Source organism: Geomonas azotofigens, from assembly GCF_018919395.1.
In the GTDB taxonomy this organism is placed as follows: domain Bacteria; phylum Desulfobacterota; class Desulfuromonadia; order Geobacterales; family Geobacteraceae; genus Geomonas; species Geomonas azotofigens.
On record NZ_JAHLME010000009.1, the window covers coordinates 28,284 to 47,829 of the forward strand.

General features: G+C 66.0%; 8 protein-coding genes and 1 riboswitch. Of the genes, 4 read left to right on the forward strand and 4 right to left on the reverse strand.

Features of this window, described 5'->3' with window-relative positions; translation table 11 throughout:
- Nucleotides 1–231: 231 nt before the first annotated feature.
- Nucleotides 232–11,526: an RCC1 domain-containing protein gene (locus KOL99_RS19935; protein ID WP_216512217.1), complete on the forward strand. Its 11,295-nt coding sequence runs from the start codon at nucleotides 232–234 to the stop codon at nucleotides 11,524–11,526.
- Nucleotides 11,527–11,643: 117 nt separating this feature from the next.
- On the opposite strand, the gene KOL99_RS19940 is transcribed toward KOL99_RS19935, so the two are convergent.
- Nucleotides 11,644–13,017 carry an ATP-binding protein gene (locus tag KOL99_RS19940; RefSeq protein ID WP_216512218.1) on the reverse strand — a complete coding sequence of 458 codons (1,374 nt, stop codon included), beginning with the start codon at nucleotides 13,015–13,017 and terminating at the stop codon, nucleotides 11,644–11,646.
- A 114-nt stretch (nucleotides 13,018–13,131) separates the two neighbouring features.
- Nucleotides 13,132–13,845, reverse strand: a complete 714-nt coding sequence (locus KOL99_RS19945) for a response regulator (protein ID WP_216512219.1) — start codon at nucleotides 13,843–13,845, stop codon at nucleotides 13,132–13,134.
- Nucleotides 13,846–14,163: 318 nt separating this feature from the next.
- Between KOL99_RS19945 and KOL99_RS19950 the strand changes: the two genes are divergently transcribed.
- From KOL99_RS19950 to KOL99_RS19960, 3 genes are all read left to right on the forward strand, one after another.
- Nucleotides 14,164–14,685: a Spy/CpxP family protein refolding chaperone gene (locus KOL99_RS19950; RefSeq protein WP_216512220.1), complete on the forward strand. Its 522-nt coding sequence runs from the start codon at nucleotides 14,164–14,166 to the stop codon at nucleotides 14,683–14,685.
- 5 nt (nucleotides 14,686–14,690) lie between these two features.
- Nucleotides 14,691–15,080, forward strand: coding sequence for a PDZ domain-containing protein (locus KOL99_RS19955; RefSeq protein ID WP_216512221.1), 390 nt, complete (start codon nucleotides 14,691–14,693; stop codon nucleotides 15,078–15,080).
- A gap of 364 nt (nucleotides 15,081–15,444) precedes the next feature.
- On the forward strand, nucleotides 15,445–15,876 hold the full coding sequence (locus KOL99_RS19960) for a response regulator (RefSeq protein ID WP_216512222.1): 432 nt from the start codon (nucleotides 15,445–15,447) through the stop codon (nucleotides 15,874–15,876).
- A gap of 491 nt (nucleotides 15,877–16,367) precedes the next feature.
- Here the strand turns inward: KOL99_RS19960 and thiC are convergent, their stop codons facing one another.
- Nucleotides 16,368–17,678 carry a phosphomethylpyrimidine synthase ThiC gene (gene thiC, locus KOL99_RS19965; protein ID WP_199390632.1) on the reverse strand — a complete coding sequence of 437 codons (1,311 nt, stop codon included), beginning with the start codon at nucleotides 17,676–17,678 and terminating at the stop codon, nucleotides 16,368–16,370.
- Nucleotides 17,679–17,802: 124 nt separating this feature from the next.
- A complete protein-coding gene (gene thiD, locus KOL99_RS19970) occupies nucleotides 17,803–19,257 on the reverse strand; it encodes a bifunctional hydroxymethylpyrimidine kinase/phosphomethylpyrimidine kinase (protein ID WP_216512223.1) in 1,455 nt (484 codons plus the stop codon).
- 187 nt (nucleotides 19,258–19,444) lie between these two features.
- A riboswitch (TPP riboswitch) is annotated at nucleotides 19,445–19,546 on the reverse strand.

Here is a 19,546-nt window from a genome sequence, read left to right on the forward strand (position 1 = left end):
TGAATTTAGTGTTTTTGGAGAGAGGTTTGCAACGCAGCGGCAACTTTTATTCGTCCGCTGGGCCTCCGCCCTCGCCCGTCTCTCCCCCCGCCTCCAGCCGACCTTTTAATGTAAATTCCCTATGTTGATTGACGCCTGTGGCGGCGCAGCCGTGTTTTTTTTCACTCCTGCGGCCGGAGGCGTTCGCGCAGATTTATCTTTGACATTGAATGTGTGGTTTGAGGAGGGGCAATGGCCGGAAAGATGAGAGGTGTCTGGGGGGCGGTTCTCCTGGTGGTGTCGCTGTTGCTGGCGGCGCCGGCGTTCGCCGGGATGTTGTGGCAGCAGACGGCGGGACCGGACGGCGGTTACGTGGACGTGCTGGCGGTGGACCCCACCGATGCCAATACCGTGTACGTCGGGCTGCAGGGGGGTGGCGTCTACAAGTCGACGGACGGCGGGGGCTTTTGGACCCCGGTGAACCGGGGACTCGGCAGCTTGTTTGTGCGCGCCCTGGCCATCGACCCGGGTAACCGGCAGGTCGTCTACGCCGCCACCAGTAGCGCACTCTACAAGTCGGTCAACGGCGGGTCGAGTTGGCAGCTGAACAGCAGCATGTATCCCCGCTCCATCGTCTTCGACAGGGCTGACTCCCGTAACATCTACGTGATCGACGGCGGCTACTTTCGGAAAAGTTCCGATTCCGGTGCGACCTGGAGCAGCAGTAACGCCGGCCTCCTCCCCGGTCTCCTCAACGCCCTAGCCGTTGATCCGCGTAACGGCGGGACCCTCTACGCCGGGCTGGATACCGGCGTCTACAAGTCCGTTGATGGCGGCGGCTCCTGGACGGTCGCGGGGAGCGGCATGGAAGGAAGGGAAGTCCTCTCGGTCGTAGTCGACCCGGTCAGCGGCGGAACCATCTATGCCGAGACGCGTAAGAGCGACGTGTTCAAGTCGAGCGACGGCGGCGCGACCTGGAGCCAGGTCCTTGATGCTCCCGATTTCTACGCGCAGACCGGCCTCTCCATCGATCCCACCCGCGGCGGTACGTTATATTCCTCGGCGGAGGATTACGGCACCGTGCGCAGGTCCGCTGATGGAGGCGCGACCTGGACCAAGGTGCCCATCTCCGGTCACAACACCTGGGTCTACTCGGTCGCCATCGCCCCGACGGACGGCAATATCGTCTACGCGGCAACCTATCGCGGCCTCTACAAGAGCACCGACGCGGGAGCCTCCTGGAACGCGGCCGACAAAGGGCTCACCGCGTCTACCTCGGACCGCGTCGTCATCGACCCGCACAACGGTAACAACGTGTTCACCATATCGAAAAACGGAACCTTCCGTTCGACCGATGCCGGCCGCAGTTGGAAGCCCTTCGCCGCCAACCTGTACGAACCCAGCGCCATCTTCTCCTTCACCGTGGATCCCGACAATAGCGCCACCGTCTTCGCAGGCACCTTCTGGGGCCTGTACAAGACCACCGACCTCGGCCAGACCTGGAGCGCGGAAATGAGCGGGCCGCAAGGAGGCGGTGTCTCGAGGTACGTCACCTCCGTGGTCGTGGACCCCGCGGACAGCCGAGTGCTCTATGAGGCGACCGCGAACGGCGTCTTCAAATCCAGCGACGGCGGCGTTTCCTGGACTTCGGGGAACAGCGGGCTGCCGGGCCTCAGCGTGTATCGCATCTATCTCGATCCGTTCAACAACCTGACCCTCTTCGCCATCGCCTCGACCAACGCGGGGTACGCCGTGTACAAGTCGACCGACGGGGCCGCCTCCTGGTCGGCCGTGGGTGCGGGGATTCCCGAGACCCAGCACGTCAGCTACCTCTCCATGGATCGTCGTAACCCGGGGGTTCTCTTCGCCGCCACCGGCTCGGGGCTCTACAAATCCGTCGATGGCGGCGCTTCCTGGAGCACCACTCCCGCGACCCCGGCCGCCGTCATCGTGGAAGTGGACCCCGCCGACGGACGCACCGTCTACGCCTTCGGCTACGGCGGCCTCTTCCGCTCCACCGACGGCGGTGACTCTTGGAGCCTCTTCGCCGAAGGTCTCCCGCCGCAGGCGTCCGTTACCTCCCTGGCCATAGACCAGGGGGGCAGGCACACGGTGTACGCGGGGATCGCGTCCGGCGGGATCTACAAGACGGTGGCGCCGCAGATCGCCGAGGGAGCGGGCTTCAGCGCCGTCTTGAAGAGCGACGGCAGCGTCTGGGCCTGGGGGAGAAACGACTACGGCCAGCTGGGGGATGGGACCAGGACCGACAAGGCCCTGCCGGTGCGGGTCAAGGGACTCGCCGAGGTGGTGTCAATCACCGCTCACTCCAACCACGCCCTCGCCCTCAAAAAGGACGGCACCGTCTGGGGATGGGGGGAGAGCGTCAATGGCGTCTTCGGCCCCGGGACCGTGGACGGCACCGTGTACTCGACGCCGATCATGATCGGAGGGATCACGGACGTCACCGCCGTCGCCACCGGCATGCGTCACAGCCTCGCGCTCAAACGGGACGGGACGGTCTGGTCCTGGGGGGATAACAGCCTGGGGCAGCTCGGTACCGGTGACAGCGCCGACTCCAACCCGCAGCCCGCGCAGGTCACCGGTGGCACTGGGGCCATCGGAGTCGCCGCCGGCAACTACTACGGCGCCTTCTTGAACGGGGACGGAACGGTCTGGGCGGCCGGATCCAACATTTCCGGCGAGCTCGGCAACGGCAGGTGGGACTTTGACCGGCACCCGGTCCCAGCCTTGGTCCCGGGCCTGAGCGGGGTCGCCGCGCTGTCCGGGGCGGAAAACCAGGTGCTGGCGGTAACGAGCGGCGGGTGGGCCTACCAGTGGGGCAACGTCACCTCCGCCCAGGGGAGCTCCGGGTCCTATTCGGGTGGCATCTACGCGAGCCCGTACCGCAGGCCGGAGTTCTCCGGCGCGGCGGCGATAGTCGCGGACAACCTGCACAACCTCGCCCTGACCAGCAGCGGCGCGGTTTGGTCCTGGGGCGCGAACTTGTTCGGTCAGCTCGGTCTGGGCACCGCGGACACCAACACCCATGCGGACGCCATGCTCATCCCCGGGTTCGGCGACGTCACCACGGTTGCCGCCGGTGGGGGGGCGAGCCTCGCCCTCAAGGGAGACGGCAGCATCTGGGGATGGGGATCCAACCGTTACGGCCAACTGGGAGCCGGCAACAACATCGGCGGCGATGTGGCCAACCCGGTGCCGTTCCGGATCGGGGAGTTCAACACCTATTCCGACTCGCCCCCCCTCTATGCCATCCCCGGCGCGCCGACCGACGTGACCGCGCAGCCGGGCTGCGGCAAGGCGCTCATCAGCTTCACCGCTCCGGCCGACGACGGCGGAAGCCCGGTCAGCCTCTACACCGTCACCGCGAATCCGGGCGGGCTCACCGCGACCGGCACGGCGAGCGGCATCGCGATCTACGGGCTCACCCCGGGCGTGGGCTACACCTTCACCGTCACCGCGACCAACGCCGCGGGTACCGGCCCGGCCTCGGCCCCCTCCGCCGCCGTCATCGCGGCGGACTTCCCCGGCGCCCCCACCGCCGTCAGCGCGGTGGCCGGCAACGGCCAAGCCACGGTAAGCTTCACCCCCCCGTCCTACGACGGTTACAGCCCCATCGTTTCCTACCAGGTCGTCTCCTACCCCGGGTTCGTCACGGCCGGAGGCACCGGCAGCCCCATCACCGTGACCGGGCTCACCAACGGCACCAGCTATGCCTTCTCCGTGGTCGCCGTGAACCAGGCCGGGGGAGCCGGCGTGACGTCGCAGGCCTCCAACGCGGTCACCCCGGGCGAGGGGGCGGGCACCCTCCCCGGTACCGTCAATGTCTGGGAGCGGACCGCCGGGATTGGCGGGCCCATCAGCGCCATAGCCGTGGATCGCAACGACAGCCGGACCCTGTACGCCGTCACCGACACCGGGGGCGGGGTCTTCAAGTCCGTCAACGGTGGCGATTCCTGGCAGCAATCCGGTCTTTGGGGATCGGCCCTCGCCTTCGTCGAAGTCGCTCGCAGTGACAGCCGGATCGTCTACGCCGGCGGGCATGGCAACGGCGTGAGCAGGTCGACCGATGGTGGCGCCACCTGGAGCAAGGTCTATTCCGGTTGGATCCGTCCCGTCTTCGCGGTCGACCCGACCAATGCCGAGGTCGCCTACATGGTGGCGGGCGATGGCGGTAACGGGATACTGAAGACCGTGAATGGCGGTGTGACCTGGAGCCCCGCCGGCGCCGGAGTCGCCAGTGCCAACGTGACGGCGCTGGCGGTCGACACGCGGGACGCGCAGACCGTGTACGCGGGGACCGACAACGGCGTATTCAAGTCCAGTGACGGGGGCGCGAGCTGGAACGCCGCCAACGGCGGTCTTACCTATCTCAACGTCTACCGTCTCGCCATCGACCCGGCGGACAGCCGCGTTCTTTACGCGCAGAGCAGCGCCAGCATCTACAAGTCCGTCGACGCGGGGGGGAACTGGACCCCGCTGCACAGCTTCAATTCCAGCTCCTCGTTCCTCACCATAGACCCGACCAACAGCCAGGTGCTGTACATCTGGACCTACCAGGGACTCCAGAAATCAACCGATGGCGGCGTGACCTGGCAAAACAGCGGCAGCGGGGTCAGCTACCAGTACTCGGTGCAGTGCCTCGCGGTCGACCCCGCCAACGGCCAGAACCTCTACGCCGGCACCGACACCGCGTTCTTCAAGTCCCAGGACGGCGGCGCGGTGTGGAACAAGTCGGTTGCCGGCCTCACCAGCAGCGTGATCGGCGCACTGGCCGTGAGCCCGACCGACAGCTCCAGGGTGTTCGTGGGTACGCACGGCGCCGGGCTGTTGCGCTCCGACGACGCCGGCACGACCTGGCAGCGTCTCTACAACGGGGTGAACGACACCACCTTCATGTCGTTGGCCATCGATCCCCAGAACAGCGCCACCATCTACGCGGGAACCTACTCGGGCGGACCGCTGAAGTCGGAGGATGGCGGCCTCACCTGGAACAAGATCGACAACGGCTTCCCGAACACCTTCGTCGGATCCCTGGTGGTCGATCCCCATGCCACTCAGAGGGTCTACGCCCTGTCCAACGGCATCTACCGCACCGACAACGGCGGCTATTCCTGGCAGATGAACTCGATGGCCGGGCTTCCCTCCAACAACGTGTTCGCCCTCGCCGTCGATGCCAGGAGTGCCGGCACCCTCTATGCCGGGACCGATAACGGCGTCTATAAGTCGACAGACGGCGGCTCGACCTGGTTCAGCATCACCCAGGGCCTCGCGGCCGGGATGAGCGTCGGCATGCTCGCCGTGGATCCGGTACTCAACGACACGGTCTACTTCGCCCCCTACGGCTACGGTTTCTACAAGAGCAACAACGGCGGGCAGACCTGGAGCGTCATCGACGCCGGTATCCCCGGGCTCAGCGTCCGCGCCTTCGCTCTCGATCCGACCGGCAACGGCACCCTCTACGCCGCTTTTGTCGGGACCAACGGCGTGAGCGGGGTTTTCCGCTCGCAAGACGCCGGAAGCACCTGGAACAGCTTCGACAGCGGCTTGGGGGGCGAGAAGGGCAACGTTTCCCGGCTCACCGTCGCTCCGGGCAACCACGAGCGGGTCTACGCCGGCACCACCCAGGGCGCTGGCCTCTTCCGCGTCGTCAGCACGCAGGCCTCGCCCATTGCACCTCCCTCCGCCCCCACCAACGTCACCGCGGTGGCAGGTAATGGCCTGGCCATCGTCAGCTTCGGCGCTCCCGCGGACAACGGTGGCAGCCCCATCGATCTGTACAAGGTCGACGTGATGAAGGATGGCGTCATCGTGCCGGAACTGTGCATCTCCGGCACCGCCAGCCCGATCACCGTAACCGGCCTCAGTAACGGGACAAGCTATGGCGTGCAGGTCCGGGCGCTGAACGCGGCGGGTTCTGGACCCGCCTCCCAGCCGGTCACCGTCACCCCGCAGGCTCCCTACGAGACCGTGACCCTGACCCAGACCGTGGTCGGCACCAACGGACGCGGCATCGCCGGCGCGATGGTGCAGGTGGTGGGGGAGCCGTCCCTGTTCGCGGTCACCGACGTGAACGGTACCTACGTCCTCAACGTCCCCAAGGGGACCACCTTCTTCACCGTGATCAGCATGCCGGGGTACCGCAGCTACTACTCGCGCGACATGTTCTTCACCTCGCCCGCCGTTCTCTCCTCGCGCACCATCTTCACCGACGCCCAGGTCGCCTCGTGGGGCGGTTCGCCCGATTACGGGGTCATCCACGGCAAGGCGGTCGACAGCGCCGACGGCAGCGCGATCGACAACATCTCCGTCCTGGCGGAGAGCCTGTACCAGCCCGGCCTGCAGTACGGCGTCGCCTACGCCGCCGCCTGCGGCACCGGGACCGGGGTCTGCTCCTACACCGTCCTCAACGTGATCCCCTACGACGCGGTGCGCGTCACCGTCTCGGCGCCGGGGTACCTCCCGGCCGAATTCAAGTCCCCGGTGGTTCCTCCCGGCGGCGTGGCGCAGGGCGGGGTGACGCTGAAGCGGGCCGATGACGGCTCCAGCGCCTACGACTGGACGCCCCGCAACATCCCCGGGCGCGGGGGCGCGGTGAGCGCGGTCGCCTACGGCAATGGCCTCTACGTCGCCGTGGCCGAGCCGGGCACCATCTTCACCTCGACCGACACCAACACCTGGATCCAGGTCGCTTCCGGCACCAGCGCCGCCCTCTACGGCGTCGCCTTCGGCAACAACAGCTTCATCGCCGTCGGGGCCGGCGGGGTGATGCTGCGCTCGACGGACGGCTTCACCTGGAACCGCGTCGCCACCGGCACCGGCTTCCCGCTCTACAGCGTCATCTACAGCGGCGACAAGTTCGTCGTGGTCGGCGGGGGCGGCACCGCCCTGCACTCCGGCGACGGCGAGTACTGGTTCCAGGGGAACACCGGCGTGACCAGCGACCTCACCTCGGTATCCTACGGCGACGGCTCCTACGTCGCGGTCGGCGAATCCGGCACCGTGCTCCGCTCGGATTACGGCAAGTCCTGGTACCGCGTCGAATCCTGGACCCAAAGCACCCTGCGCGGGGTCTCCTACGGCAACGGGAGGTTCGTCGCGGTGGGGAGCGGCGCCATCCTCTCCTCCGCCGACGGCGGCAACAGCTGGTGGCAGTCCATGAGCTCGGCCGGCAGCTTCTACGGCATCGCCTACGGCAACGGCTACTTCCTCGCCGGCGGTCTTTCCGTGGGGCGCGCCTACATGTCCTATGACGGCGTCTCCTGGAGCCCGGTCACCTTTACCACCGTCAGCGCCGGCGCGTACAGCTTCAGAAGTCTTGGCTGCATCAACGGCACCTTCTTCGCCGGCACCCGCGGAGGGCTGAACATCTCGACCACCCCGGCCGCCACCGCCTGGCGCTCCGCGGCGCTCAACCTGCAAACCGGTAACTACTGGGGCGTCGGCTACGGCAATGGCGTCTACTGCGCGGTGGGTCCTAACGGCAATCTGAGCGTCTCCCCCGACGGCATCAATTGGGAGCGCGTGACGCAGCCGACCACCGCCAGCATGAGAAACGTCAGCTACGTTCAGGGCAAGCTGTTCGCCGTCGGCAACTCCGGGACGATGCTCACCTCCCTGGATGGCCACAACTGGGACATGACCACGTTCGGCACCCCCTATTCGCTGCGCGGCGTGGCCTACGGCAACGGCAGGTACGTACTGGTGGGGACCGGCGGCGTGCTCAGGGTATCCGACGACGGTGTCAACTGGATGCCGGTATCCTTCGGCATGGGGAGTTTCGGCGCCGTCACCTTCGCCAACAACCGCTTTGTCGCCTCGTACGGCAGCGGCATCGTCACCTCCCCCGACGGCGTCTCCTGGTCCTACAGCACGGTCCCCTGGACCGGCGGCGGGATGCTCTACAGCATCGCCTACGGCAACGGGACCTTCGTCGCCGTGGGGATGAAGGGAACCATCCTCACCTCCGTTGACGGCAACTACTGGAGCCTGGCCCACTCGGGGACCGACAGCATCCTCAACGGGGTGAGCTTCGGCAACGGCGCCTTCGTGGCGGTCGGGGAGGGGGGGACCATCCTCACCTCGCCGGACGGTTTCACCTGGAGCCGCGTCAATACCGGCATCACCACCAACACGTTCAACGCGGTGACCTACGGCGCGGGAAGTTTCGTCGCCGTCGGCTTCAACCAACTGATCCTGCAGTCGGGGCAGGCGGGAGCCAGGAGCTACATCGTGGACGCGGCCGCGGCCCCCGGGGGCGCCATCTACCCCTCGGGCTTCAGCGTCGTCGCCGAGGGGGGACAGCAGGCGTACCAGATCGTCCCCGCCCCCGGCTATCACATCGACCAAGTCTATGTCGACAACGTCGCGATCGGCCCCGTGGAAAGCTACGTCTTCTCCGACGTGCGGCAAAACCACGTGATCAAGGTGGTATTCATGGAGAGCGCCTACCAGGTCACCGCCTCGGTGCTGGACGGCAAGGGCAAGATCGACCCGGCAGGGGTGACCTTCGTCCCCGTCGGCGGGAGCCAGGAATACCACATGTACATGGAGGACGGCTACGAGATCAAGGACGTCTTCGTGGACGGGGTCTCGGTCGGCAACGCCGACTACTACCTCTTCGAGCAGGTCACCGCGCCGCACAACATCCAGGTGCTGTTCCAGCTCGATCCTGACATGGCCACCGTGACCCAGAAGGTGGTGGACTCCGCCGGACGGCCGGTGGAAGGGGCGGTGGTCGAGGTACTGGAAAGCCTCTCCTCCCCGGCGGTCACCGGGCCCGACGGCAGCTTCGTGCTGCTGATCCCGAGGTACATACCGTTCTCCTACCGGATCAGCAAGCCGGGTTACCGGGACTGGTACTCAAAGACCCAGACCTACAGCGCGCCGGTGGTGCTCGAGCCGCGCACCATCTACAGCGACGCCGAGGTCACCGAGTGGGGCGGCGATCCCAACACCGCCGCGATACGGGGGAGGGTCTCCGACTTCGTCACCGGTTACACCATCCCGACCGCGACGGTCACCGCCGTCAGCACCCTGCAGCCGGGAACCCTGTACCCGGTCCAGATGTCGGCGGGATGCGCGGCCGGCGGAGACTGCTACTACACCATCACCGGCATCGCCGACAGCGACGCCGTGGTCATCTCGGCCAGCGCGCCGGGCTACGTCTCCGGGCAGCTGCAACTGAACCCGCTGCCGGCCGGTTCGCTGGGGCAGGGGGGCATCAAGCTGATCACCGAGCCCCCGGCTCCCTACCAGGCGGTCCTCAACACCCGGGTGGTCAATTCGGCGGGTCTCGCCGTGCCGGGCGCCTACGTCCAGATCGCCTACGACACCGTTCCGATCGCCGGCTACACCGATCCCGGCGGGAACTTCCGCGCCAACGTCACTGCCGGGCAAATGCTGCAGCTGAAGATCGACGTGCCGGGCTACGTCACCACCTATTCCAGGGAGCTCAGCATCGTCGCCAGCCAGGGGATCACCATGACCCTCTACACCCCGGCCGAAGTCGCGGCGATGGGGATCGACACCAGCATGGGCGCCATCATCGGCAACCTCTACGACAAGGTCGCCCGCCAGTCCATTTCCGGGGCGACCGTCAGCGCCGACAACGGCTACCAGCCTGAGTACTTCGACGGCTCGGCCCTGGGCGGGGACAGCACCGCCGCCAACGGCATCTTCGTCGTGCGCAGCAAGCCGGGGACCTTCGTCACCGTGCAGCCGACCCTCACCGGCTACGGCCTCAACAATACCCAGATGAGGTGCGCGTCCGTGCCGGGGACGGTCTGCTTCGGCCGCATCGCGCTCGATCCCATCTCGACGGCGGTTCCCGTGGGGAGGAACGTCACCGTGGTCCCGGCCGGCGAGGTCTCGCTGAAGTTCACCAGCGTGCAGACCAGCGACGGGAGCACCGGCACCGTATCGGCCACCCCGGCCACGCCGGCCGATCCCCCCAACTTCAAGGTGCTGGGCGGGGCCGCCTTCGACATCCACCCCGACAGCAACGTGAACTACAGCGGCGCCCCGGTCACCGTCTGCATCACCTACGACCCGAGCGCGTTGCGCTTCGCGGAGAACTCGCCGTATCTGCGCCTCATGCACCTCAACGGCAGCACCGGCCGCTGGGAAGACATCACCACGGTGGTCGACACCACCAACAACAAGGTGTGCGGCGTCACGACCTCCTTCTCCGACTTCACCGTGGCCGAACCGGCCACCTCCTACAGCATCACGGCCAGCTCGACCGGCCCCGGCTCGCTGACCCCGGTCGGCCAGATGGTGGTCACCCCCGGTGGTGGCGCGCTCTACACCATCACACCGAACCAGGGATACCGCATCCTGGAGGTCCTGGTGGACGGCGCCTCGGTAGGGGCGGTGACGAGCTACAGCTTCGCCAACGTGAGCGCCAGCCACACCATCTCGGTACGCTTCGGCTCCAACATCTGCACCGCCCCGGCGCAGATCACCGTACCGACCGGTAGCGGCACGGGCGCGGTCTCCATAAGCTGGACCGCGGTCCCCGGCGCGAGCTACCTCATGCAGGTCAGCACCGACGGCGGGGTCACCTGGAACGACGCCTACAGCGGCGCCGGCGCCGACACCGCCCTCAGTGGGCTCGGAAACGGCAGCTACCTGTTCCGGGTCAAGGCGATGAAGGATGGCTTCTCCGACAGCAGCTGGACGGTGTCGCACGCCCTCACCGTGACGCTCGCCTGCTGGGCCCCGGCATCGATCTACCTCCCCTCCACCAGCAGCACCGGGACGATCTCGGTGAGCTGGAGCCCCAGCGCCAGCGGTTCCACCTACACCCTGCAGAGAAGTACCGATGGCGGCACCACCTGGGTCAACGCATACGGCGGCACCTCGACCGCCACCACGCTGACCTTGCCGGGCGGCAGCTACCTGTTCCGGGTCAAGGCGTCCAAGAACGGCTACCTCGACAGCGACTGGACCACCTCCACCACGGTGACCGTGGCGCTGGCCTGCACCATGCCGGCGCAGATCAACGTCCCCACCAGCAGCACCACGGGGAGCATCTCGGTGAGCTGGAGCTCCAGCGGCACCGGCGCCAACTACACCGTTCAGAAGAGCACCGACGGCGGGATCACCTGGGTCCAGGTCTACAGCGGCACCGCGACCGCCACCAGCCTGACCGGCCTGGGCAACGGCAGCTACCTGTTCCGTGTCAAGGCGGCGAAAACCGGCTATGTCGACAGCGACTGGAAGACCTCGGCGACATTGACCGTCACCTTGACCTGCTGGGCTCCCGCGAGCATCACCGTGCCCTCCACCAACACCACCGGCACGGTTTCGGTCAGCTGGAGCAGCAGCGTCAGCGGCTCGACCTACACGCTGCAGCGAAGCTCCAACGGCGGGGCCACCTGGAGCCAGGTCTACAGCGGGACCTCCACCGCCACCACCATGAGCGGCCTCACCACGGGGAGCTACCTGTTCCGGGTCAAGGCGACCAAGGCAGGTTACGTCGAGAGCGACTGGAAGACCTCGAGCACCCTGACCGTGACGAGATAAAACAGGCGCTCCTGGCAAAACGAAAAGGGGAGGCTGCTTCTGGTAAGCAGCCTCCCCTTTTTCTTTTCGATGAAAGTGATGATCTCGCTCCGGCACCATCTCCCGGCGATCGCGGCGTCACAGCGGTAGGCGGATTTCCACCTCCAGCCCCCCTTCGGGGAGGTTCCGCGCGGCGATGCTGCCGCCATGCAGGGCGACCGTCTTCTCCGCGATGGCCAGCCCGATGCCGGTGCCGCCGCTCTTGCGGTCGCGGGACTCGGCAACCCGGTAGAAGGGGCGGAAGATGTCGGTGAGCTGGTCCTCGGGGACACCCGGGCCGTGGTCCCGCACCCTGATCACCGCCTCTTCCCGCCCCCGCTCCAGCGTGATCTCCACGCCGGTTTCCTCCGCGGTGTACTTCACCGCGTTTCGCACCACGTTCTCCAGGGTGCGGCTCAAAAGCTCGCGGTTCCCGTGAAGTTTAAGCTCCGCAGTCGAGGTGACGTGGACGTGGCGGTTGGCCGCGCAGGCCTCGAAGTCCGCGTCGCGCGTCACCTCCTCCACCAGTTGCGCCAGGTCGATCTCGCCCCTGGCGACCTCACCACCCTCCTCGAGCTTGCTCAGGGTGAGCAGTTCGGTGATCAACAGGTTCAGCCGGTCGCTCTCGTACTCGATCCGGTCCAGGGCTCCGGCCGCGGAACCGGCCGTCTCCTTGCGGGCGATCCCCAGCGCCACGTTGAGGCGCGCCAGCGGGGAGCGGAGCTCGTGCGACGCGTCCCGTACCAACTGCTTGTGGGCCAGCACCAGTTTCTCGATGCGCGCCGCCATCAGATTGAAATCCTGTCCCAGGTCGTTCAACTCGTACCCCGTCTCCCGCTGACTCACCTTGACCCTGCTGCCGAGGTCGCCGGCGGCCAGCCCCTGTGCGGCGGCACGCAGACGGCGCACCGGCGCGGTCAGGCGCCAGGAGAGACCATAGCAACCGGCGCCGCTGATCACGAAGGTGATCGCCACCTGCAGCCAGAAAAGCGGCGGCAGGTGCAGGGGAGGGGGCTGCCCAAGGGTGGGCGGACCCGGGTGCGGCTCGACTGCCGCGAGGTACTGCCTCCCCGATGGCCCCTGCACCCTCACCATCACGATCCGGCCCTCGGGGCGGTCGGCGCCGGTCCCCGCGAGGCGGCTTCGTACCGCCGCGGCGAGAGCGGGGGGGGGTGCCTGGGAGATCGGCGTGCCGTCGGCCGCGAACAGGTACACTTTGGGACCGCGCTCGCGCCGCTGCAGCACGTCGACGGACAACGGGCTCCCCTCCTTCTCGGTCAGGGCAGCCGCCGTGCTTCCGTAGATGGTCAGCGCCTGCCCGAGTACCTCCTGCTGCTGTGACTCGATGTGCCGCCTGTGCTCGTCGCGCAGGGGGGAGAGCCGCAGGTTGAAGGCGATCAGGAAGAACACCGCGCCGGAGACGATGGTGGAGAGCCAGAACCACATGAAGAGTTTGACGAAGATGGTGCGCATAGAGGCCTTGGCGCAATTGACAATGGGCGATTGACAATTGACGATGAAAGGCCCGCCGGGGAGGGCCGTTGCTTTCGGGGCCACCTCGGTGGTGGGAGGGGCGGTTACGGGCTGTCAGTAGGGGCGGTTGGCGGAGGAGAAGGCGTAGATGTAGCCGACGCCGCGCACGGACTTGATGCGCTCTTCGCCACCGGCGGCGGGCCCCAGTTTCTTCCTCAGGCTGCTGACATGGACGTCGATGCTCCGGTCGAAGCTGCTGAACTCGCGCCCGAGTGCCTGCCTGGTCAGATCGTCCCGGCTCATCACGTTGCCCGCCTGGCGCACCAGCGCCTCCAGCACCGAGAACTCGAGGGAGGTGAGCTCGATAGGGGTTCCGGCACAACTCACCGTCCTGGCGCCGAGGTCGAGGCTGACGTCCCCCACCTGCAACAGGTCGGGCCTGGGCTCGGCTCCGGCGGGAAAGGCGTCGTTGCGCCGCTGGATCGCCCGCAGCCTGGCCACCAGCTCCCGCGGGTTGAAGGGCTTGGGAAGGTAATCGTCCGCCCCCATCTCCAACCCCACGATCCGGTCGATCTCGTCGCCGCGCGCGGTCAGCATCAGCACCGGGACCTGCGAACTCTGCCGGATCCGGCGCAGCACGTCGAACCCGTTCAGGGTCGGCAGCATCACGTCCAGGACGATGAAGGCGTAGTCGCGGCATATCGCCTTGTCCGCACCTTCCGCTCCGTCATGAACCGCATCGACGGCGTACCCCTCGCTGGCCAGGTAACTTCCCAGCAGCTCGCACAGCCCCGTGTCATCATCAATGATGAGTATTCTCTTAGCCATCTTTTCGATCTGACTCCATTTTTTAACGGCAAGTATAACGGAAAACGCAGAGCGGGTGCTGTTAAGAAATGTAAAGATCCGCCTCCTTTCGCAAACCCTCTTCTGACAAATTCGCACATCTCTTGACCCAACTTAACGCGGACCTGGCGTAGCATTCAGAGGCACCTGAGGTTCTACGTTCTACGTCGCCTCGGGTTCCGCCGCCCTCACCCCGTCCCCTCTCCCGGTGGGCGAGGGGTGACGAACGAAGAACTGTAGAACAGTTTCAAGATTTCGAGGAGCAGACCGGTTTCCTACTTCACTCAAAGGAGAAAGATGATGAGAAAGAACATGATTGTTCTCGTGGCGGTGGTCACGCTCTTCGGGGCGGCTTTCGCCTGCCATGCGATGCCGGGTGGCCCGGATGCGCCTCTTCCGCCGGAACGGCACGCTTCCGACGCCCCGGACGGATTCCCGGCGCACCTGGCGCGGGTGCTGGATTTAACCGAGGCCCAGAAGAAGCAGATCGGCTCCATCCTCAGCGAGCAGCGGGATAAAGGGCGGGCGAAGATGGAGAAGGAATTCGAACTGCGCGAGCAGTTGCATCGCCTCGAACTGGCCCCGGAGTTCAACGAGCAGGCGGTGCGCGGAGCGGCGACCGCTTTGGCTTCCCTGGAAACGGAGCGCCTGGTGGCGCGAGCGAAGGTCCAGGCGCGGATTAACGCGGTGCTCACCCCCGAGCAGCGCTCCCTGGCCGAGAAGCTCCGCCCGAAGAAGGGAGAGCTCCCCCCGCCTCCCGGCGGCTGCGGCCCGGAAGGGCGGGGTGGACACGGCCCGGCCGGTTCTCCCGAGTGGAGGTGAGGACCATGAAACCATCTCTGGGGATGCAACAGCAGGCACCCGTAACGGGGCCGGACAGGCGGGATACCAGGCTCCGCTACGATGACCAGAAAACCACGCTGAGCCTCCTGGGCATGACGCTGACCGAGGTCGAGCTGGACGAGGAGCGGCGCAAAAAACTCGGGTCCAAGCAGGGAGTCGTGGTGCAGGTGGTCGACCGTGAACGCGATGCCTACCTGGCTGGGGTGAGAAACGGAGACGTGGTCGCCGAGGTCAACAGCACCAGGATCACCAAACTGCAAGACCTGAGAAAGGTGCTGCGCGAACAAGACCCGCACGAGCCGATCTTCATGTTCCTCTGGGACGGCAGGGGATGGCGATTCGTCAACCTCTCCTTTGTCCGTTCGGTGACGTAATGTCCGATGGGCCAGGCGCACTTTCACATTTGTTCCACATTTTTTCCTTATTCCCGGCGTACCTTTGCGTCGCTCCGCCCCGAGGCGGAGCCGTGCGGATAAAGGACAACGACATGAGCAGATATGTCAATAACATCCTAAAAGCCCTGGGGACCGTCGCGGTGCTGGTTCCCGTGTCGGCTGTGGCTAGCTTCGGCCCGCAGGAGGGCCGCACACCTCCCGCCGCCCCAGACGCAGGCGCGGCGGAAACCGGCGCGAACTAAGTTGCAGGGTGCCCCTCTACCTCCTCTTCGGGGCGCCCTTTCCGGGGGGCGGCGGGCGCGAAACACCGGCCGCCCTCCATTTTTTACCAGCGGAGAAAACAATGGAGACACAAACGAGATCGGTCCTGTTTGTTGACGACGATGAGAAGTATCGCCAGTTGGTGAGCTGCATCGCGGGCGATTTGGGATTCGAGATCTGCCAGGCCGGCAGCTCGGAGGAGGCCCTGGTCGTTTTGAGTGGCAAGCGGTTCAGCTTGATGGTGACCGACCTGCAGATGCCGGGGCTGGACGGCCTGGAGCTTGCCGCGCTGGCGAAACTGCATGATCCGTCCATGGAAATAGTCCTGGTGAGCGGTGCCGTTTCGGCGGAGGTGCTGAGGCGGGCATGCGCTGTCGGCGTCTCGACCGTGCTCGCCAAGCCATGCCGGGTCGAGGAGATCATGGCGGTGGTCCGGGGGGAGAGGCTTTCGCCTGCCACGGCGTCGGCGGGAATGGAGTTCCGGTTGACCAGGCGCCTGGCGCTGGGGGGGTAAACCCTCAACGCAAAGGCGCGGAGCCGCAGAGGCGCAAAGAAAACCGGGAACATTGTTGAAGCCTTCGCGTTCCTGCAGTTCCTTGTATTCGTGCAGTGTCGGCGCCTCCGCGCCTTTGAGTGAAAAGCAAAAGACAAATTGGAACGCAAAGCCGCAAGGACGCAAAGGAACAGAAAAATTAGGGTCAAAGTCTTGGTTTCCCCTAAAAGGTTTTCTCTGCGGCTTTGCGGCTTTGCGTTAATAATCGGTTTTAAAAGCCTTAACGCAAAGGCGCAGGGGCGCAGAGGCGCTAAGGAAAAGCAGGAATATTGTCCCCCCCCACATGCATGTCGGTTCCTGATTGACTTTGCGCCTCCGCGTCTTGGCGCCTTTGCGTTGAAGGTTTGAAAAAACAAAAGCCGCTGTCCCTTGGAGGGGCAGCGGCTTTGTCGTGTTATGGAGGGGGCGAATGATTATTCGCCCCTACAGGTGTTTCGACAACCTTGGCGTTACTAGGCGCAGGCGGCGTTGGCGCGCTCGCGCTCGGTGGCGTCGTCCATCACCTTGTAGGCGCAGAACTCGCCACACATGGTGCAGGCCCCGTGGTCGGCCACGCCGGACTCTTCCCTCAGGCGGCGCGCCTTGACCGGGTCGATGGCCAGCGCGAACTGACCTTCCCAGTCGAGCTTCTTGCGGCAGCGCGCCATCTGGTTGTCCTTCTCGATGGCCCCCTTGACCCCCTTGACGATGTCGGCGGCATGGGCGGCGATGCGCGATGCCATCACCCCTTCACGCACGTCCTCGACGCTCGGAAGCTTCAGGTGCTCGGACGGCGTCACGTAGCAGAGGAAGTCCGCGCCAGCAGCGGCGGCGATGGTCCCGCCGATGGCGGAGGTGATGTGGTCGTAGCCCGGCGCGATGTCGGTGACCAGCGGCCCCAGGACATAGAAGGGGGCGCCGTGGCACAGCCGCTTCTGCAGCAGGATGTTGGCCTCGATCTGGTTCAGCGGCATGTGCCCCGGCCCCTCGATCATCACCTGCACGCCGTACTCCTGGGCGCGCTGGGTGAGTTCGCCCAGGATGATCAGCTCGTGGATCTGGGCGCGGTCGGTGGCGTCGGCCAGGCAGCCGGGACGGAAGCCGTCGCCCAGCGACAGGGTCATGTCGTAGGCCTTGGTGATCTCGAGCAGGCGGTCGAAGTGCTCGTAGAGCGGGTTCTCTGCGTTGTTGTGCGCCATCCACTCGATGGTGAAGGCGCCGCCGCGGGAAACCACGTCCATGATGCGCCCTTCCTTGCGCATGCGCTCAACGGTGGAACGGGTCACGCCGCAGTGCACGGTGATGAAGTCGACGCCGTCCTCGGCATGCTTGATGACGCCCTGGAAGATGTCCTCCACGGTCATCTCGACGATCGCCTTCTTGTGCTTTCGCACCGCGTCCAGCGCCGCCTGGTACAGCGGCACGGTGCCGATGCAGGCGGACGTCTCGGCGATGACGGCGCGGCGGATCTCGTCAACCGGGCCGCCGGTGGAGAGGTCCATGATAGCGTCGGCGCCGCTGGCTACCGCCACGCGTACCTTCTCCAGCTCTTTCTCGAAATTGAGATCGTCGGCCGAACTGCCGATGTTGGCGTTAACCTTGGTCCTGAGGCCCTTGCCTACGGCGAGGGGGGTGCCGTTCACGTGCTTGTTGTTATGGCAGATGATGATGTTCCCGGCGGCGATCCCGGCGCGGATGAACTCGGCGTCAACGCCCTCGGCGAGGGCTGCCGTCTTCATCTTGTCGGTGATGATCCCCTTGCGGGCGTATTCCAGCTGGGTCATGGTTGCTCCTTTATGTTCGTGAATCTACTCTTGTTCTTTCTACGAGCACGGGGACCATCCGCGTCCACTGTAGGGGCGGATAATCATTCGCCCCCTTGTCGGCCGGGCGGAAAAACGGCGTGCCCTACTCCCCCTGGTCCCGTGCCGCCAGGAAATGGTTCACCGGCCCGTGCCCTTTGCCCATCGGCTGGGAATACTTGATGGCGCGGGTTACGAACAGCTTCGCCCGCAGCACGGCACTGGGCAGCGGCTCTCCCTGGGCCAGGTTGGTCGCGATGGCGGAGGCCAGGGTGCAGCCGGTGCCGTGGGTGTTGCGGGTGAGCACGCGCGGCGCGCTGAAACGGGTGAAACCGCTGCCGTCGAAGAGGATGTCGGTCACCACCCCTTCGGTCAGGTGTCCCCCCTTTACCAGCACGTGTTTGGCGCCCATGAGGTGCAGCGCGCGGGCGGCCAGTTCCATGCCGGCGCTGTCGGTGATGGTGAGACCGGTGAGGGCCTCGGCCTCCGGGATATTGGGGGTGACCAGGTAGCTCAGCGGCACCAGCCTTTTTTTCAGCACCGAGAGCGCCTCGTCCTCGAGGAGCGCGACGCCCCCCTTGGCGCTCATCACCGGATCGAGCACCACCATCCTCATCTCGTAGGCGGTCAGCTTGTCGGCGACAATCTCGGCGTTCTCGGGCGAGGAGAGCATGCCGATTTTCACCACGTCGATGGGGATGTCGGAGAGCACCGCGTCGATCTGTTCCGCCAGGAAGGCCGGTGGGGATGAGTGGATGCCGGTGACGCCCCGGGTGTTCTGGGCGGTGAGGGCCGTGATCGCCGAGGCGCCGTAGCTTCCGAGAAGCGTGATTGTTTTGAGGTCCGCCTGGATGCCGGCGCCGCCGCCGGAGTCGCTGCCGGCGATGGTGAGCACGGCGCCGCGCGGCTGGGTCAGGGTGCGGTTGAAGAGCAGGGACAATTCGGTTGCGGCGAGGCCGGGCGAGCGTGCCGAAAGGACGGCCGAGATCACCGCGATGGAATCCGCGCCGGCATCGATGACCGCGCAGGCGTTGTCGCGGGTGATGCCGCCGATGGCCACGATGGGGATCTGCACCTTTTCCCTCAACTGGGCCAGCTCTTCCGGACTCTGCAGGTGCTCGACGTCCTTGGTCTGGGTGGGGTAGAGGGAGCCGAAGCCGATGTAGTCGGCACCGGCCTCCTGGGCGGCGAGCGCCTCCTCGACCGAGTGGGTGGAGATGCCGATCAGCTTCTTGGGGCCCAGGGCGGCGCGGGCCGCGGCCGGGTCGCCGTCCTCCTGGCCCAGGTGCAGGCCGTCGGCGTCCAGGGCCTGCGCGAGCTCGAGGTCGTCGTTGACGATGAACTGCGCTTGGAACTCCGCACACAGGTGTTTCAGGTCGCTCCCGAGCGCCAGGCGTTCCTCGTAGCTGCGCAGCTTGTCGCGGTACTGCAGCAGGGCGACGCCGCCGCTCCCGAGCGCCTCGCGCACCCGCGGCACCAGTCGTTCCCCCTGGTCCGTGATCAGGTACAGTCCCGCTACACGCCGCTCCTTACCGCTATGGTCCACCACCAGTCTTAACAAGGCACACCTCTAAAAGATTTAACGCAAAGGCGCAGAGCCGCGAAGGCGCAAAGGAAAAGCGGGAAAACCTTGACGTTCCCCGATAAGCCTTTCTTGGCGGCTTTGCGCCTTCGCGGCTTTGCGTTAGAGCTTCTGGGTACTAAAACAAAAAGCCGCGACGGGGGTCACGGCTCCTGGATAAAAAAGGTCGGAGTACGCGCCGCTTCCCTACGCCGGTGCTATCCGGATCAGGTTCAAAGGGTTCAGGATCGGCCTGTCTCAGTTCTGGCGAACTCCCCTAGCTGGCTTT